This window comes from Streptomyces sp. NPDC058240 (assembly GCF_042882135.1).
GTDB lineage: Bacteria > Actinomycetota > Actinomycetes > Streptomycetales > Streptomycetaceae > Streptomyces.
Map to the genome: position 1 here is coordinate 96292 of NZ_JBHVWT010000019.1, position 13673 is coordinate 109964.

9 protein-coding genes and 1 pseudogene are annotated in these 13673 nt (G+C 70.9%); 6 read left to right on the plus strand and 4 right to left on the minus strand.

Annotated elements, in window-relative coordinates; genetic code table 11:
- Nucleotides 1-4066 precede the first annotated feature (4066 nt).
- Both ACFVX4_RS26350 and ACFVX4_RS26355 read left to right on the plus strand, forming a co-directional pair.
- The gene (locus ACFVX4_RS26350) at nucleotides 4067-4921 is read left to right on the plus strand and encodes a putative RNA methyltransferase (protein ID WP_389981431.1); all 855 of its coding nucleotides are present in this window, start codon (nucleotides 4067-4069) and stop codon (nucleotides 4919-4921) included.
- Nucleotides 4922-4945: 24 nt separating this feature from the next.
- Nucleotides 4946-5161: pseudogene (locus ACFVX4_RS26355) on the plus strand (transposase); the annotation flags it as partial.
- 143 nt (nucleotides 5162-5304) lie between these two features.
- On the opposite strand, the gene ACFVX4_RS26360 reads toward ACFVX4_RS26355, so the two are convergent.
- A complete protein-coding gene (locus ACFVX4_RS26360; RefSeq protein WP_389981433.1) occupies nucleotides 5305-5670 on the minus strand; it encodes an ArsR/SmtB family transcription factor in 366 nt (121 codons plus the stop codon).
- A gap of 104 nt (nucleotides 5671-5774) precedes the next feature.
- Between ACFVX4_RS26360 and ACFVX4_RS26365 the strand changes: the two genes are divergently transcribed.
- The gene (locus ACFVX4_RS26365) at nucleotides 5775-7169 is read left to right on the plus strand and encodes an FAD-dependent oxidoreductase (RefSeq protein ID WP_389981435.1); all 1395 of its coding nucleotides are present in this window, start codon (nucleotides 5775-5777) and stop codon (nucleotides 7167-7169) included.
- Between the two features lie 186 nt (nucleotides 7170-7355).
- Nucleotides 7356-7772 carry a hypothetical protein gene (locus tag ACFVX4_RS26370; RefSeq protein ID WP_389981437.1) on the plus strand — a complete coding sequence of 139 codons (417 nt, stop codon included), beginning with the start codon at nucleotides 7356-7358 and terminating at the stop codon, nucleotides 7770-7772.
- A 147-nt stretch (nucleotides 7773-7919) separates the two neighbouring features.
- Here the strand turns inward: ACFVX4_RS26370 and ACFVX4_RS26375 are convergent, their stop codons facing one another.
- Nucleotides 7920-9452: a hypothetical protein gene (locus ACFVX4_RS26375; protein ID WP_389981439.1), complete on the minus strand. Its 1533-nt coding sequence runs from the start codon at nucleotides 9450-9452 to the stop codon at nucleotides 7920-7922.
- Between the two features lie 112 nt (nucleotides 9453-9564).
- Between ACFVX4_RS26375 and ACFVX4_RS26380 the strand changes: the two genes are divergently transcribed.
- Together ACFVX4_RS26380 and ACFVX4_RS26385 are read left to right on the plus strand one after the other, a co-directional pair.
- Nucleotides 9565-10728 (plus strand): sensor histidine kinase, encoded by a 1164-nt coding sequence (locus tag ACFVX4_RS26380; RefSeq protein ID WP_389981441.1) that lies wholly within the window; start codon nucleotides 9565-9567, stop codon nucleotides 10726-10728.
- Nucleotides 10725-11396, plus strand: a complete 672-nt coding sequence (locus tag ACFVX4_RS26385) for a response regulator transcription factor (protein WP_389981443.1) — start codon at nucleotides 10725-10727, stop codon at nucleotides 11394-11396. Before ACFVX4_RS26380 ends, ACFVX4_RS26385 begins: the two co-directional genes overlap by 4 nt.
- Before the next feature lie 250 nt (nucleotides 11397-11646).
- Here the strand turns inward: ACFVX4_RS26385 and ACFVX4_RS26390 are convergent, their stop codons facing one another.
- Both ACFVX4_RS26390 and ACFVX4_RS26395 read right to left on the minus strand, forming a co-directional pair.
- Nucleotides 11647-12159: a S8 family serine peptidase gene (locus ACFVX4_RS26390; protein ID WP_389981445.1), complete on the minus strand. Its 513-nt coding sequence runs from the start codon at nucleotides 12157-12159 to the stop codon at nucleotides 11647-11649.
- Between the two features lie 141 nt (nucleotides 12160-12300).
- Complete coding sequence (locus ACFVX4_RS26395; RefSeq protein ID WP_389981447.1) at nucleotides 12301-13641, minus strand: sensor histidine kinase; 1341 nt, start codon at nucleotides 13639-13641, stop codon at nucleotides 12301-12303.
- Between the last annotated feature and the right edge of the window lie 32 nt (nucleotides 13642-13673).

Here is a 13673-nt window from a genome sequence, read left to right on the forward strand (position 1 = left end):
ACCGATCAGCTGGTGCGGCTCGCTGATCGGAGAGAAGGCGTCGAGCCGGGTCCGCAGCGCCGTGAGCCGCTCGGCCAGGTCGGGGTGGGAGTCGGCCAGATCGCTGAGATCGCTGCGGAGGTGCAGTGCCTGAGTCCAGATGACCGACCTGCTCTGTTCGAGCAGTTCGACCGCGGTCGCAAGCTGTCCGGCGGCAATTGCGGCCCCGGCTGCTTCGGAGGCCAGACCCGACCATCCGCGAAGGGTGTCGCTGCGCACCCCGGTCCGCATCCCGTGCCAGGCGACTGTAGGCAGATGCCGGACCGCGAGACCGTAATCCGCGACCGCTCCGTCGATCTCGCCTTTCTGCGCCGCGAGCCGACCGGCGCGGACCGCGCACCGCGCGAGCGTGTCCGGGTCGCCGTAGGGGTCTCGGGCGGCCTCGCGCCAGCACGCCAGGGTGGCCTCCAGGTCGGCGCGGTTCCCGGTGGCGTTGTGGCGCTGCCTCAGGATCAGACCCAGTGACCACAGCCACTCGGCCCGGCGCGCGTCCCCCGGTCGGGTGACGTCGACGGCTTGCCTGGCGGTGGCGACCGCCTGGTCCAGCAAGGTCGCATCTCGCCCGACCCGAGCGGCCGTCGTCAGCGCCACGGAGCGGTTCCGGAGGAGAAGGCCGTATTCGGAGGAGCCCGGGTGGGTCGCGTCGATCATCCGCTCGCTGACCCGCAGCATCTCGGTGACGTCCGTGGGGTCGGGATCACCCGGGAGGTCGACCCGCATGCGGAGGAGCCAGGAGAGGGTCGAGAGCGGTCGGTTGACGAGGCCCCCGTGCTCCGGGAACTCGTGCTCCGCCCCGGCGGCCAAGGTGATCGCCTCGTCCAGGACCGCGCGGTCGCCGGTCCGCTGGAAGACCTGGGTGAGCGCGTTCGCGAGTCCGACGGCGGCGATCGGCCGCATCAGTGGATCCCCGGCCGCACCCCGGAGCGCGGTGCGGTGGGCTTCGACCGCCGCATGCATGTCCAGGTCGTCGCCTAGTTGCGAGTGCCGGACTCGCAGCGCCATCCCCAGACTGTAGAAGTCCCGGGAGCGCGTCGAGTCGCCGGGCGACCGTGCGCTCGTCACTTCGCGCAGCTCGATCACGGATCGGTCGAAGTCCGCCGACGAGCCGGTCAGCAGCGCTCGGGCCTGGACGTAGACAGCGTGGTTGTGAAGCTCGGACGGGCGTCTCTCGTCGCCGTCGGGCATGTTCGCGAGGGCCGTCCCCAGGGTCGAGATCGCTTCGTCGAGGTCTGCGGCGTTCCCGGTCTGTTCGTAGCGGGCGAACAGTGCCGACGCGAGGCGTGAAGGCGCAGTGGTGGACCGGGCCTCGTTCCCGGCGTCGAGATCCACCGCCTCCCGCCCGGCGGCCACCGCCGCGTCCAGATCGGCCGGGTCCATCGTGTGGCGGAACCGCCATTCGAGGACCTTGGCCAGTGTGCTCAGACCCGCCGACCGGCAGTCCGGCGCCGGACGCCCTTCGGCCACCGCGTCGCGGATGACTGCGACGACGTGCTCCAGGTCGTCCGGGTTCCGGCGGTCGTCGTAGCGGAGTCGAAGAGCGAGGGCCAGCTTCGGGAGGTAGTCCGTGCGGTCCGGGGCGGTCGGAAGCGTGGCACGGTACGCCTGCTCGTGGGCTTCGACAGCGGTATCGAGGTCGCTCACGTCGCCGTCCCTCAGGAACCTGCTGATCAGAGTGTCCCCGAGGTTCGACAGGTAGGCGCTGTACTGCGGATCGCCCGGATCCGCAGCGGCGACTATGTCCCGCATCACACGGATGGACTCGGCGCCGTCCTCCGCCGAGCCCGTGACCCGGTACCGGGTGGTGAGCGCCATCGCGAGGAAGCCCCGGCGGACCTCGCGGTCGGCCTCATCGGCGGCAGCTTGCGGTGCGACCGATCTGGCCAGGTCGACGAGGGTGTCCATGGCGTCGAGTTCGGCCGCGCTGCGCGACCGCATCGTGAACCGGACGTTGTCGAGTTCGAGCCCGATGTTGAGGGAGCCGTCGGCCTCGTCGGCCCGGATGTCGAGACGGAAGGCGACCCGCAGCAGCGTCCCTGCTGTCTGCCCGAAGTCGGGATGCGCGGCGGCGAGGCACTCGCGGGCGGCATCGAATACCCGGTCCAGGTCGGCCCGGTCCCCGGCGTGCTCGAAGCGTTTTTCGAGGACATCCAGCTTGCCGGCGAGCCGCCGGCCTCGCTCCGGATGGTCGGCCGGCGTCGCCGCGAGGAGGGCCGCCCAGAGATCGATCGCCTCGTCCAGATACGGCAGGTCGCGAACCTCGTCGTAACAGGCGAGGACGGCATTCAGGAGATTCGAGTACGTGACGATCCCGTCTTCGCCGTCGTCCAGGGAGGTCAGTGCGACCGCGAGACGCCCGACGCGGACCGACTCCCGCAGGTCGGCGAGATCTTCACCGTGTTCGAACCTGCGGCGCAGCCGATAGCAGAGATCGGACAAGGCACGGACCCACGAGGGGCTGCCCTCCGGCGCCTCGCGGACCGCGGCTTCGCATGTCCGGACGCTCTCTTCGAGGCCGGCCGGGTCGCCTTCGGCGTCGAACCGGCGGTACAGGGCGTCGCTGAGATCCACGAGGAAGTCTGCTCTTCGGGCATCGTCCCCCGGAATCCGGGCGAGCGCCGTCCGCCACAGTGTGACGGCCTCGTCCAGGTCGGCCCGGTCGTGAGTCTTCGCGTGCCGGGCGCGGAGGCTCTTGTCGAGTGTTGTCAGAGTGGACCCGTAGTCCGTGTCGGAGCTGTCGATCGTGGCGCAGGCAAGCCGTCCCCACCGTACGGCCGCGTCGAAGTCGGCGACCGAGTCCGTGGTCCCGGCCAAATGCCGGTGCGACCGTCCCAGCCGCTGATACCGCAGCCAGAGGAACTGGTCGCCGGGCGGGGTGGTGGCGATCGACTCCTCCAGTACCCGGATGGCGTCTTCGAGGCATGGTCTCTCATCGGTCCGCTCGTGCACGACCAGCAGCGAATCGGCCAACAACGACAGTCTGCGTGCCCGATCCCTGCCCGGCGGTGAGAGGTCGACTGCCTCCTGACGGACCGTCACGGCCCTCCGTGCGTCCGCCACGTTCCCGGCGACCCGATGACGCTCGTGATACGCCTGCCCCAGACGCCCGAGGGCGAGGATCCGGCCCGCCGGGTCCGGAGGCGCTGTCCGAAGGGCCCACGGAATGCGGTCGATGGCCCGGTCGAGAGGGCTGAGGTCGCTGCCGTCCGAGAGGGACAACAATCTGTCGGCACAGTCGACCGCCCAGCGCAGGCGGTGGGTCGCGTTCGTCGCGAGGGTCCCGACGAAGTCAGCCACCTCGGCGGGGATCAGGTCCGGCGCAGTCTGCCGCAGACCGAGGAAGAAGCCGATCGCGTCGTCGGCCTCGGCTTGTCCGGAGGTGGTGCCGGACACCACGCCGCGCCAGAAGCGGAACCGGGCCAACTCCGCCGCCGCCGTCATGTTGTATTCGGGCTCACCCGCGCGGCCGACGCGGATCAGCGCGGCCGTGGCCGCGGCGTGCTCGTCCTCGGCCCGCGGATCGGTCAGGTGCCACGGGTCCCCCGACTCGCGGGAGCGGACGATCCTTCGTCGGACGGCTGAGGCCGGGTCCGGTACGGAAGGGGACGTCGGATCCTCTGACATCGCCTCAGGCTACTGAAATCGCCCTCTCCAGTACTCCAGTCCGACTTTTTCGTGATCACATGAAATGGTCGCCACCGGCGTCGGTTCGAGACCCTTCGGGCCTGGTCGGCCGTGGTGCCGAACTCGCTCCTGTCTCCTGATTGCGGGAATGCGAGGGGCTTCGGCTGAGCCTCGTAGAATCGTGCTGTGGCATTCATGAGCACTCCGCACTGCTGCTTCCACTGATCGGGAGGCTGTGAGGGCGATGCCGGACGGCATCGCCCTCCTCGGTATGCCTGCCGCGTGACCCGCGTTCCGGTGCTGCCCGCATCGAGGGCCGACGCCGATCCGTTGCCCCTGGGGCGGCGATCTGCCGACCGCGCGTGCAGGCACGGTCCCTTCCTCACACCGCTGCCAGGAGTGCCTTGTGCCTGTCTTGCTTTCCCCTGCCCTCGAATCGTTCCTCGATCTCCTGCGCTGCCCGACGTGCGGCGCCTGTCTCCACTCCGACCGTGGCGTGCTGCGCTGCCCGACGGGCCACACCTTCGACATCTCCCGGCATGGCTATGTCAGCCTCCTGACGGGCACCCGCGCCACCAGCGGCGACGACGCGGCCATGGTCCGAGCCCGGGACCGGTTTCTGGCCACCGGCAGGTTCGGGCCGATCCGCCGGACCGTGGCTCACCTGGCGGCCGACGCCGTGCCCGAGCGGAGCACCGTGGTGGACGTCGGGTGCGGCACGGGCTACTACCTGGCCGGCGTCCTCGAGCAGCTGTCCGGTGCTCGCGGTCTGGGCCTGGACACCTCAGTGCGCGCGCTGCGCGCGACGACCCGCGCCCATGAGCGAGCAGCCGCCGCGACCTGGGACGTCTTCCGTCCCCTCCCGCTGGCCGACGGGATGGCCGATGTCGTGCTGGACGTGTTCGCCCCGCGCAACCCGTCCGAGTTTCACCGGGTGCTGCGCCCGGGCGGTCGGCTGGTCGTGGTACGTCCGACCGGGCGGCACCTGCACGAGTTGCGCAGTGAGGTGCCTGGAATGGTCGCGATCGATCCGGCCAAGGAACGTCGTCTGCACAGGGTGTTGGCCCCTTTCTTCGAGGCCGCAGGTACCGAGGTGGTCGAGTACGTCACGTCCTTGACCGGACCGGAGGCCCTTGACCTGGTGGGGATGACGCCGAGCGCACGCCACCTGAACCGTGCGGACCTGGCCGATCACGGTCTCGTGCCCGGCCGGGTCACCGTCACCGTCTCCGTGCTGGCCACCGCCTACCGGCCTCGGTGACTTGAAAGCGGGCGCACGTTCCTACTGACCGACGAGCAGTGGGCACGCCTGGCGCTCTGCCTTCCCTGCAACACGAGGAAGGTAGAGCGCACGTTCGCAGACCGCCGCCGCACCGTCGAGGGAATCATCCACCGGTGTCGCACCGGGATCCCGTGGCGAGACATGCCGCACGAAGTGTTCGGCCCCTGGCAGGCGGTGTGGAAACGACTTCGAAGGTGGGCCGCCGACGGCACGTGGGACTCGGCTCCAGGGGCAACTGACCGCCCAGGCAGACCCGATCGGCGAGAGCGCGGCGGCCAGGTGGTCTCTGCGCATGAAGGGTGAGTGGGTCTTCTGCCGGGCCGAGGGACTGCACCGGCTGGCCCGTCGACCCGGGCCATTGGTCAGGAGCGCAGGTCGAGCATGGCGGACATGGCCGCCACGACGGACGGGGCGACCTGGTAGTAGACCCAGGTCCCGCGCCGCTCGGAGGTCAGGAGGCCGGCCTCGCGGAGTTTCTTCAGGTGGTGGGAGACGGTCGGCTGGGAGACGCCGACGTCGGAGATGTCGCAGACACACGCCTCGCCCCCCGGGTGCGAGGCGACCTTGGAGAACAGGCGCAACCGCACCGGATCCGACAGGGCCTTGAACATGAGGGCCATCTTCTCCGCGTCGTCCTGCGACAGCTCCCCGGCGGTGATGGGCGGGCAGCACGGCACCACGGTCCCCGCGTCGAGGGCCGGCAGTTCCACAAGCTCTGACTTCGACATGTGTCTATGTTGACACTCGTCGATGCCTGATGCCAAGCTCCTGATATCGACAGCAATCGAAACAGCGGCCGAATCGACCGCCTATTCCGGAGGACATCACCGCCATGACCACCACTGCTGACCTGCCGGTTGTCGTCATCGGCGCCGGCCCCACCGGGCTGGCCGCCGCCGCCCATCTGGTCGAGCGCGGCATCGAGACGCTGGTCCTGGAAGCGGGACCGGCCGCCGCTTCCTCCGTACGCGACTGGTCGCATGTGCGGCTGTTCTCCACCTGGGGCGAGGTCACCGACCCGGCCGCCGAGAAGCTCCTGGCACCGACCGGCTGGACCCGGCCCGACGCCACGACGTACCCGTCCGGCGGGGACTGGGCCACGCGGTACCTCCAGCCGCTGGCAGATGTCCTGGGCGGGCACGTCCGCCTGGGCGCCACTGTCACCGGTGTCTCGCGTGCCGGCCGCGACCGTGTCGTCGACGCCGACCGCGAAACCCAGCCCTTCGTCGTGCACTTCACCACTGCCGACGGCGGCGAGGAGCGTGTCTTCGCCCGCGCGGTCATCGATGCCTCCGGCACCTGGACGACCCCCGGCCCGGCCGGGGCCGGCGGCCTGCCCGCCCTCGGCGAGAAGGCGGCAGCCGACCGCATCACCTACCGCGTACCCGACCTCAAGGACCCGATCGTCCGCGACCGCTATGCAGGCAGGCGCACCGCCGTGATCGGCTCCGGCGCCTCCGCGTTCACCGCCCTGGCCACCCTCGCCGACATCGCGAAGGCGGAGCCCGGTACGCACGCGGTGTGGATCCTGCGCCGCGGTATCGGCGGAGCCACGTTCGGCGGCGGTACCGCCGACCAGCTTCCCGCCCGAGGAGCCCTCGGCCTGGCCGCGAAGGCCGCCGTCGACAACGGGCACGCGGACGCGGTCACCGGCTTCCGTACCGAAGTCATCGAGCGTGACGAGGACGGCCGTCTGATCCTGGTCGGCGAGGACGGACGCCGTCTGGACCCGGTGGACGAGGTCATTGTGCTGACCGGTTTCCGTCCCGACCTGTCGTTCCTCTCCGAGATCCGGCTCGGCCTCGACGAACGCCTCCAGGCTCCCACCGAGCTGGCCCCGCTGATCGACCCCAACCAGCACTCCTGCGGCACCGTCTATCCCCACGGCCACAGCGAGCTGTCCCACCCCGATCCGGGGGTCTACCTGGTCGGCATGAAGTCCTACGGCCGCGCCCCGACGTTCCTGGCCATGACCGGCTACGAGCAGGTCCGCTCCGTCACCGCTGCCATCGCCGGTGACCTCGAGTCCGCCGACCGCGTCGAACTCACCCTCCCCGAGACCGGAGTCTGCGGCGGCGCCGGACTCTTCGACGACCAGGCAGCCGACCAGGCAGCCGCCCCGGCAGCCGACCAGGCCGACGGCGGAGGCTGCTGCGCCGCTCCGGCGCCCGCTCCGGTCTCCTCACCCATTGATCTTGATGGGTGTGCCGTGTCGGGTGAGGTCTGATCGGGACAGTCTGCGTGGGCAGGTTCGGCCCGGTCGGGGGCGGGCCGGGGAGACGCGGTTACGTCCAGGCACACCGTGGCAAGACTTCAGCTGTTCGCCATCCCGCCGCCCGTTGTCCGCCATCCAGGCAGTGGGCCGGGCTCGTACCGTCCGGTCCTTCGGCTCGATCAACATCCTGGAGGGGACATGCGAGACCGCGTACGGATCGCCTGCCGTGCAACGGCGGTGGCCATTGCGTTGGTGGCAGCGGGGGGAGCGACCGTCGTCCCGGCGGTGGCCGCGCCGACCGGCATCACCCGAACCGCGCCAGCACCGGCGCCGACCGGCCTGACGTACAGCTATGACGCGGCCACCGAGCAGGTGACGGTCGGTTGGGACGCCAAGGACCCGGCCGACACGGTGACGACCGGCTACCGCGAGACGTACTGCAGCGGGCCCTCGACCACCGACGGGCCGTGCTTCGTCCGGGCGTCGGGTCCGCTGCTGACCGGCAACTCGTTCACGTTCCACCGGGCCGCGGGACAGACGGTCTACTTCCGGCTGAACGCAGAGAACGCGGCGCACCAGCTCACCGGCTCGGCGATCCTCACCATCACCACCTGACGCGGTCCGGCATACGACCGGCCCCGAGGCCGAAGCGTGACGGACTGGTGGACATGAGCAGCCCTGACCGCTTTCTGGAATCCCCGCATCGCGCCGGCAGCCCGCGATGACGGCGCAGGAACTCGCCGGCTCCTGCGCCGTCATGGGTCAGCTCCGGCGCAACGGCTGCTCGGCCTGCTGACGGCTTTGCGGCAGGCGGCTCAGGGCAAACCCGAGAAGTGCCGCCGTGTACGCACACAACACGGCGATCCCGGCCCACCACGGAAGCGGGAAGTGTCCGGCGGAGGGCGCGTAGTGGGCGATGACCTGCGGATATTGGATGAGGGTCTGCTGGGCGGCGAAGCCGGCGGCCGGAGTGACCCGCAGCAGCCATTCCGACAGGCCGTCGGCCAGCAGCGGGACGGAGGTCACGACGTAGGGAACCGCGATCGCCAGGACGGCGACGAGGATCGCGAGCCAGGCGCGCCGTAACAGGGCACCCAGCGCGAGGGCGAGCACGGCGGCGAGGGCGAGCACGGCGGCCGTACCGACGACGACCCGCACTCCGGTGAGCGCGGACACCCCGATGGCGGAGGCCCCGCTCCCCGTCGGGATCGCCACGCCGACCAGGACCACGATGCCCACGGCGAAGAGACCGGTCACGAATGTGACGGCCCCGACGACGAACGCCTTCGCCGCGAGCACCCGGCGGGTGACCGGCGTGCCGCGCGCGGGATCGGGGCGGGGGCCGGGGGTGGCGAACCGCACGGCGACCACGAGCACGATGAGCAGCCCGGGGGTCAGGCCGCCGAGGGTGCGCTCCACCGGGCGACCGCCGCCCTCCGTACCTCCCGGCCCGATGTCGCCGGTGCCGGTGACGGTGATCGTGCCGTTCTTCTGCACCGCCCCGGATGCCTTGTGGTACTTCTCCCAGTCGGTCCGGTTCATCTCGCCGACGGCGTCCGTGCGCCAGCCACCGGCGGAGGTCGCGCCCTTGAGCACGACATTGTCGAAGACACCGCCGGCCTGCGTGAAGCGCACCTCTTCCGTGGCGCCGCCCAGGCCGACGGACCGCAGTGTCAGGTTGCCGGGAGAGGTGGCGAACAGGCCCACCTGCACGGTCTCGGGCAGCCCGGTCAGGTGTGCCGTGCCGACGCTCGTCCACCGCTCGCCGTCGACCGACTCGTAGCCGGTGATGGTGTCGCCCGACCGCGTCAGCCGCAGCCGGCGCGGTGACTCGGCCGAGACCCCGCCAGCGCTGCCTGCGATGTCATGGCGGTAGTCGTACTGCATCCGCACGCCGTGGCTGCCGGTGAGCATCAACGCCGCGTAGGAGGATCCCCGGCGGGTCCCGTCCTTGATGATGATCCCGGCCTTCGCCCACGGCACCAGGCCCGGGACGATCCGGTCATGGTCCGGCGGCGGATAGGTGATCGTGCCCGTCATGGACGTCATCCGGACCGTGATGCTGCCGTTCTCGCCCAGGTCGCGATGGAGGAAGTAGAACTGGTCGTTGACGAGGGACCCGTCCGGCCCGGTTGGTTCGGTGGGGCACGGGCCGTCGCAGGACGTGTGGTTGCCGAGCGCGGCGAGCAGACCGAGGGCGACGACGACCAGAGCCGCGGCCGCCATCGCGATCAGCCGCCCCGGACGCCGGAACCCGGTCCACTCCCGCCGGAGCAGTTCGTTGGTAGTGAGCATGGCCCCGGTTCTACGGATCGGGCCATAACGTGGTCCGAACCGCCTCTGTCATGCCGCTGTTAGGTGCGTTGGGGCAACCTGGGCTCGGCCGGACCCGAGAGGGAAGAGGAACATGGACAAGCTGCGGAGCGGGACCGTCGGACGGCGCTTCACGATCCTTTACGCCACGGGGTTCCTCGGATCGGGAATCGTGCTGCTCGCCCTGACCTACCTGATGTCCGGTGGCCGGGTGACCGGAGTCGCTCCTCAACAGCCCCCGACCGGACAGCCCGACCTCGCCGCCGCCGAGCAGCAGATCCGGGATCTGCAGAGGCAACTCTCGGACGTGCATGCGCAGCAGAGCCACCAACTGCTGGTCGGCTCGCTGATCGCACTGGTGGTGATGGCGGGCGTATCGCTCCTGCTCGGCCGGGTCCTTGCCGGCCGGGTTCTGCGCCCGCTGCGACTGATCACCGCGGCGACACGGCGGATCTCCGCGGAGAACCTGCATCAGCGGCTTGCCGTGGCCGGACCCGTCGACGAGGTCAAGGAACTCGCCGACACGGTCGACGGACTTCTGGAACGCCTCGAAGCCTCGTTCGTCGCGCAGCGCCGCTTCGTCGGCAACGCTTCGCACGAACTGCGTACGCCGCTGGCGACGATGAGGGCGTCGCTGGACGTGGCCGTCGCCAAACCGGAGCCCGCGGCACAGACCGTCGCGCTCGCCGGCCGGTTGCGGACCGAGCTCGACCGGGTGGATCACCTGCTGGACGGCTTCCTCGTCCTTGCCCGGGCCCAGCACGGCACCCTCGCCGACCGGACCCCCGTGTCGCTCGGCGAGCTGGCGCGGGCGGCGCTGACCGACCGGGCCGCGGACATCGCCGCGAAGACGCTGACCGTCGACGACGAGGCACGGCCGGACGCCTGGACGCGAGGCAGTCCGGCGCTGCTGTCCCGGATGGTGGAGAACATGGTCGACAACGCGATCGTGCACAACAAGGAGAGCGGCTGGATCCGGATCACCACCGAACACGACGACACCGAGGCACGCCTCGTCGTCGAGACCGGCGGGCGCGTCCTCGACCAGGCCCGGGTGGACCGGCTGACGCAGCCGTTCGAGCGGCTCGGCGCCGACCGGACGGGGCAGGAGGGGAGTTCCGGCCTGGGACTGTCGATCGTCGCCGCGATCGTGGCAGCACACGGCGGTCGCCTCGCTCTCCTGGCCCGCCCGGAGGGCGGCCTGTGCGTGGGGGCGGCGCTGCCGTCGGCGGCCGGATTCGGAAGGGTGACACGGTGAGGGTTCTGGTCGTGGAGGACGCGCGGTCGCTCGCCGAGGTCGTCGCCGAGGGGCTCCGGGATCAGGGGATGGCCGTCGACATCGCGCACGACGGTCTGGCCGCCGCAGTCAAGCTCGACCTGAACGCGTACGACGTGGTGCTCCTCGACCGCGACCTGCCCGGCATCCATGGCGACACGCTCTGCCAGATGATCACGGAGCAGGACGATCGCGCGATGGTGCTGATGCTGACCGCGGCCGGGGCGCCCGGTGACCGGGTCAGCGGTCTGACCCTGGGTGCCGACGACTACCTCGCCAAGCCCTTCCATTTCCCGGAGCTGATCCTGCGCATCCGGTCCCTGGCCCGCCGCAGGCCGGCCGCCCGAGCCCGCACGCTGCGCGCCGCCGGCCTCGAACTCGACCCCGTGCGCCGGACCGCCGTACGTGATGGCCGTCCGCTGGAGCTGTCCGTCAAGGAGTTCGCCGTCCTGGAGGCGCTGCTGTGCGCCGGGCCGGGCTTCCTGAGCGCCGAGGACCTCCTGGAACAGGTCTGGGACGAGAACGCCGACCCGTTCACCAACACGGTGACCGTCACCGTCGGCCGGTTGCGCCGCAAGCTGGGCGGCCCGCCGGTCATCACGACGACGCCCGGGGTCGGGTATCGCATCGCCGATGCTCCGGCCGTCTGACGCGACGGGGCGTTACGAAGCCGGGCCATGAACAGTCCCATGCCCCGGGCCACACCTGTCCAAGGCCCGCCCCGTCGCCCGAGACCAGGGGAGGGGGCACACGACGCATCTCCGCACACCCCGGCACGCTGTCTTCGCCAGCATGTCACCGACAGCCTCACCGCCCACATGTCACCGAAAGCTCCACGACCGAGGCCGACCTGGTCATCGGAGCGGGCGGAGCCCGGTGCCGCGTACGCCGACGCACTGCCTACGGCGCCGAACCTCCCGGGCGCCAGCCTCTGCGGCGGGCCCGGGGGAGGGTGAACGCGGCGAAGGCCGTGATGAGGATGGCTGCCACGGCGGCGGAGGTGACGGTGATGGCCATGGTGCGGCCGGGGTGGGCCTCGGGGGGCGGCATGTGGAGGGTGGCCGGGGCGCGGGGGGTCGGGCGGGCCCTGGGTTCCGGGGCGGGGGCGGTGACGGCCGCCGCAGGGTCCACCGTGCCGGCGCCGACCAGCGCCTTGTCGGCCGGGATGTGGTACGCCGTCGCGGTGAGTCGGTCGGTCAACTGAGAGGGCGTCAGGTCCGGGTGTGCGGCGACGGCGAGCGCGGCGGCGCCCGCGACGAAGGCAGTGGCCAACTCGGCGCCGTCGCCCGTGAAGCTGCCCGTGCCGCCGGGGCCGACGCTCATCACGGCATTGCCGGGCGCGGTGCGGGGGGCGAGCTTCTGGTCCGGGACGCCGCCCGGCCCGAGTGCGGCGACGGCCAGGACGTCCGGCAACGCGGCCGGAAAGGCGGCCGGGGCGGGGGCGTCCCCGGATCCCGTGACGGTGAGGGCGGACCGGCTTCGAAGGTGCCCCTCGCGCCGGAGAACAACGCCGTCGCCGACTCCGCCGGGAAGGGCAAGGAGGCCGACGAACCGTCACCCGCCGAGAGCCACAAGGTACCCGCCAAGTCGGGGTCCGGCTCCAAGGCCGCTACCGGAGGAGCGGCGTCGGGAGCCACCGTCAAATCCACTGCCGTCCAGCAGTTCTCCGCCTACGCGGGCCCGCACTGCTCGGGCTCCGGCGTCTCGTACAGCGAGCATGGCTCGTCCAGGGTCGCCAACGACGACGACCAGTGGACGACCGCGACCGGCGGCTACTCGTCCAACGGCTGCAACGGCCAGTTCCGCTCGATCCCGATGTCCGGGGACGGCAGCGACGCCGGCAACTACGCGACCTGGTTCTTCACCACCGGCTCCGTCACCTCGGGCACCTGCCGCATCAGCGTGCACATCCCCGGCTCCGGCGACATCCGGCACGTCGGCGGCGCCCCGTCCTACTACACCGTCCACGCCGGGAGCAGCTCCTCCGGGTCGCAGCTCGCGAGCTTCACGATCGACCAGATCGACCACAACGGGCAGTGGGTCGCGGCCCAGATCGCGGAGGACCTGGCGGAGCGCCACCAGAGTGCGCCGAAGGCCCGACAGGGTCTCTCTGCTGGTGGCCTCGATGGCTCGCAGTGCCTCGCGGGCCTCCGCGGGCTGCGTCTGGATGACCCGGCTGCCCATCCCGGCCTGGATGGCGATGATGCCGATACTGTGCGCGATCATGTTGTGCAGCTCCCGCGCGATCCGCAGCCGTTCGGCGGTCACTGCCTCGGCCACTTCCTGCGAACGCAACGCCGACGCGTGCTCGCGTCGCTCGCGACTCAGTAGACCGATCATGCAGGACGCGCTCATCGCCAGGACGGCGATCACGGCGTTGACGGTCACGTTGTCCCCGTGGGCGTAGCCGCCGATCAGCAGGAGCTGCACGACCAGGGACACGGACACGGCGATGACCGAAACGTGTCGTGTGCGGGTTGCGACGATGAAGCCCAGGACAAGGTCCACCGCCAGATACGACAGAAACTGGCCCTGGTACGACACCGTCTGGTCCGCATGGGCGGAAGCGGGCGTGAACACCACCACAGCCGTGGATCCGAAGAGCGTCAGGGCCAGAGCCGGCAACGGTGCCCGTCGCAGCACACCGACGAGCAGGCTCACGGCCAGCAGCGACCCGACAGCGTGGACCGTGCCCGAAGCCCGCGGCGCGCCCCCAGCAGCAGAACCAGCATGAAGAGGTACAGGAAACCCCCGACCCAGGCCATGACCCCTGTCCTTGTCATCGGCGGCATGCGGTCTTTTGAGGAAAGCGGCGATGCGCGACGCACGCAGGCAACGGAGTGGTCGGTGTGACGTCCATGCCGCGGGCCTAGCCAGGTGCCGCCCGCGCGGCATCGGCCCGGGGACGTACGCCCACGGGCCAACCC

Excerpts from the sequence above, each read along its gene's own strand:
- ACFVX4_RS26360 (WP_389981433.1), bottom strand. The coding sequence starts at position 5,670 with ATGTCGAAGTCAGAGCTTGTGGAACTGCCGGCCCTCGACGCGGGGACC.
- ACFVX4_RS26380 (WP_389981441.1), top strand. The coding sequence starts at position 9,565 with ATGGACAAGCTGCGGAGCGGGACCGTCGGACGGCGCTTCACGATCCTT.
- ACFVX4_RS26365 (WP_389981435.1), top strand. The coding sequence starts at position 5,775 with ATGACCACCACTGCTGACCTGCCGGTTGTCGTCATCGGCGCCGGCCCC.
- ACFVX4_RS26395 (WP_389981447.1), bottom strand. The coding sequence starts at position 13,641 with ATGCCGCGCGGGCGGCACCTGGCTAGGCCCGCGGCATGGACGTCACAC.
- ACFVX4_RS26375 (WP_389981439.1), bottom strand. The coding sequence starts at position 9,452 with ATGCTCACTACCAACGAACTGCTCCGGCGGGAGTGGACCGGGTTCCGG.
- ACFVX4_RS26370 (WP_389981437.1), top strand. The coding sequence starts at position 7,356 with ATGCGAGACCGCGTACGGATCGCCTGCCGTGCAACGGCGGTGGCCATT.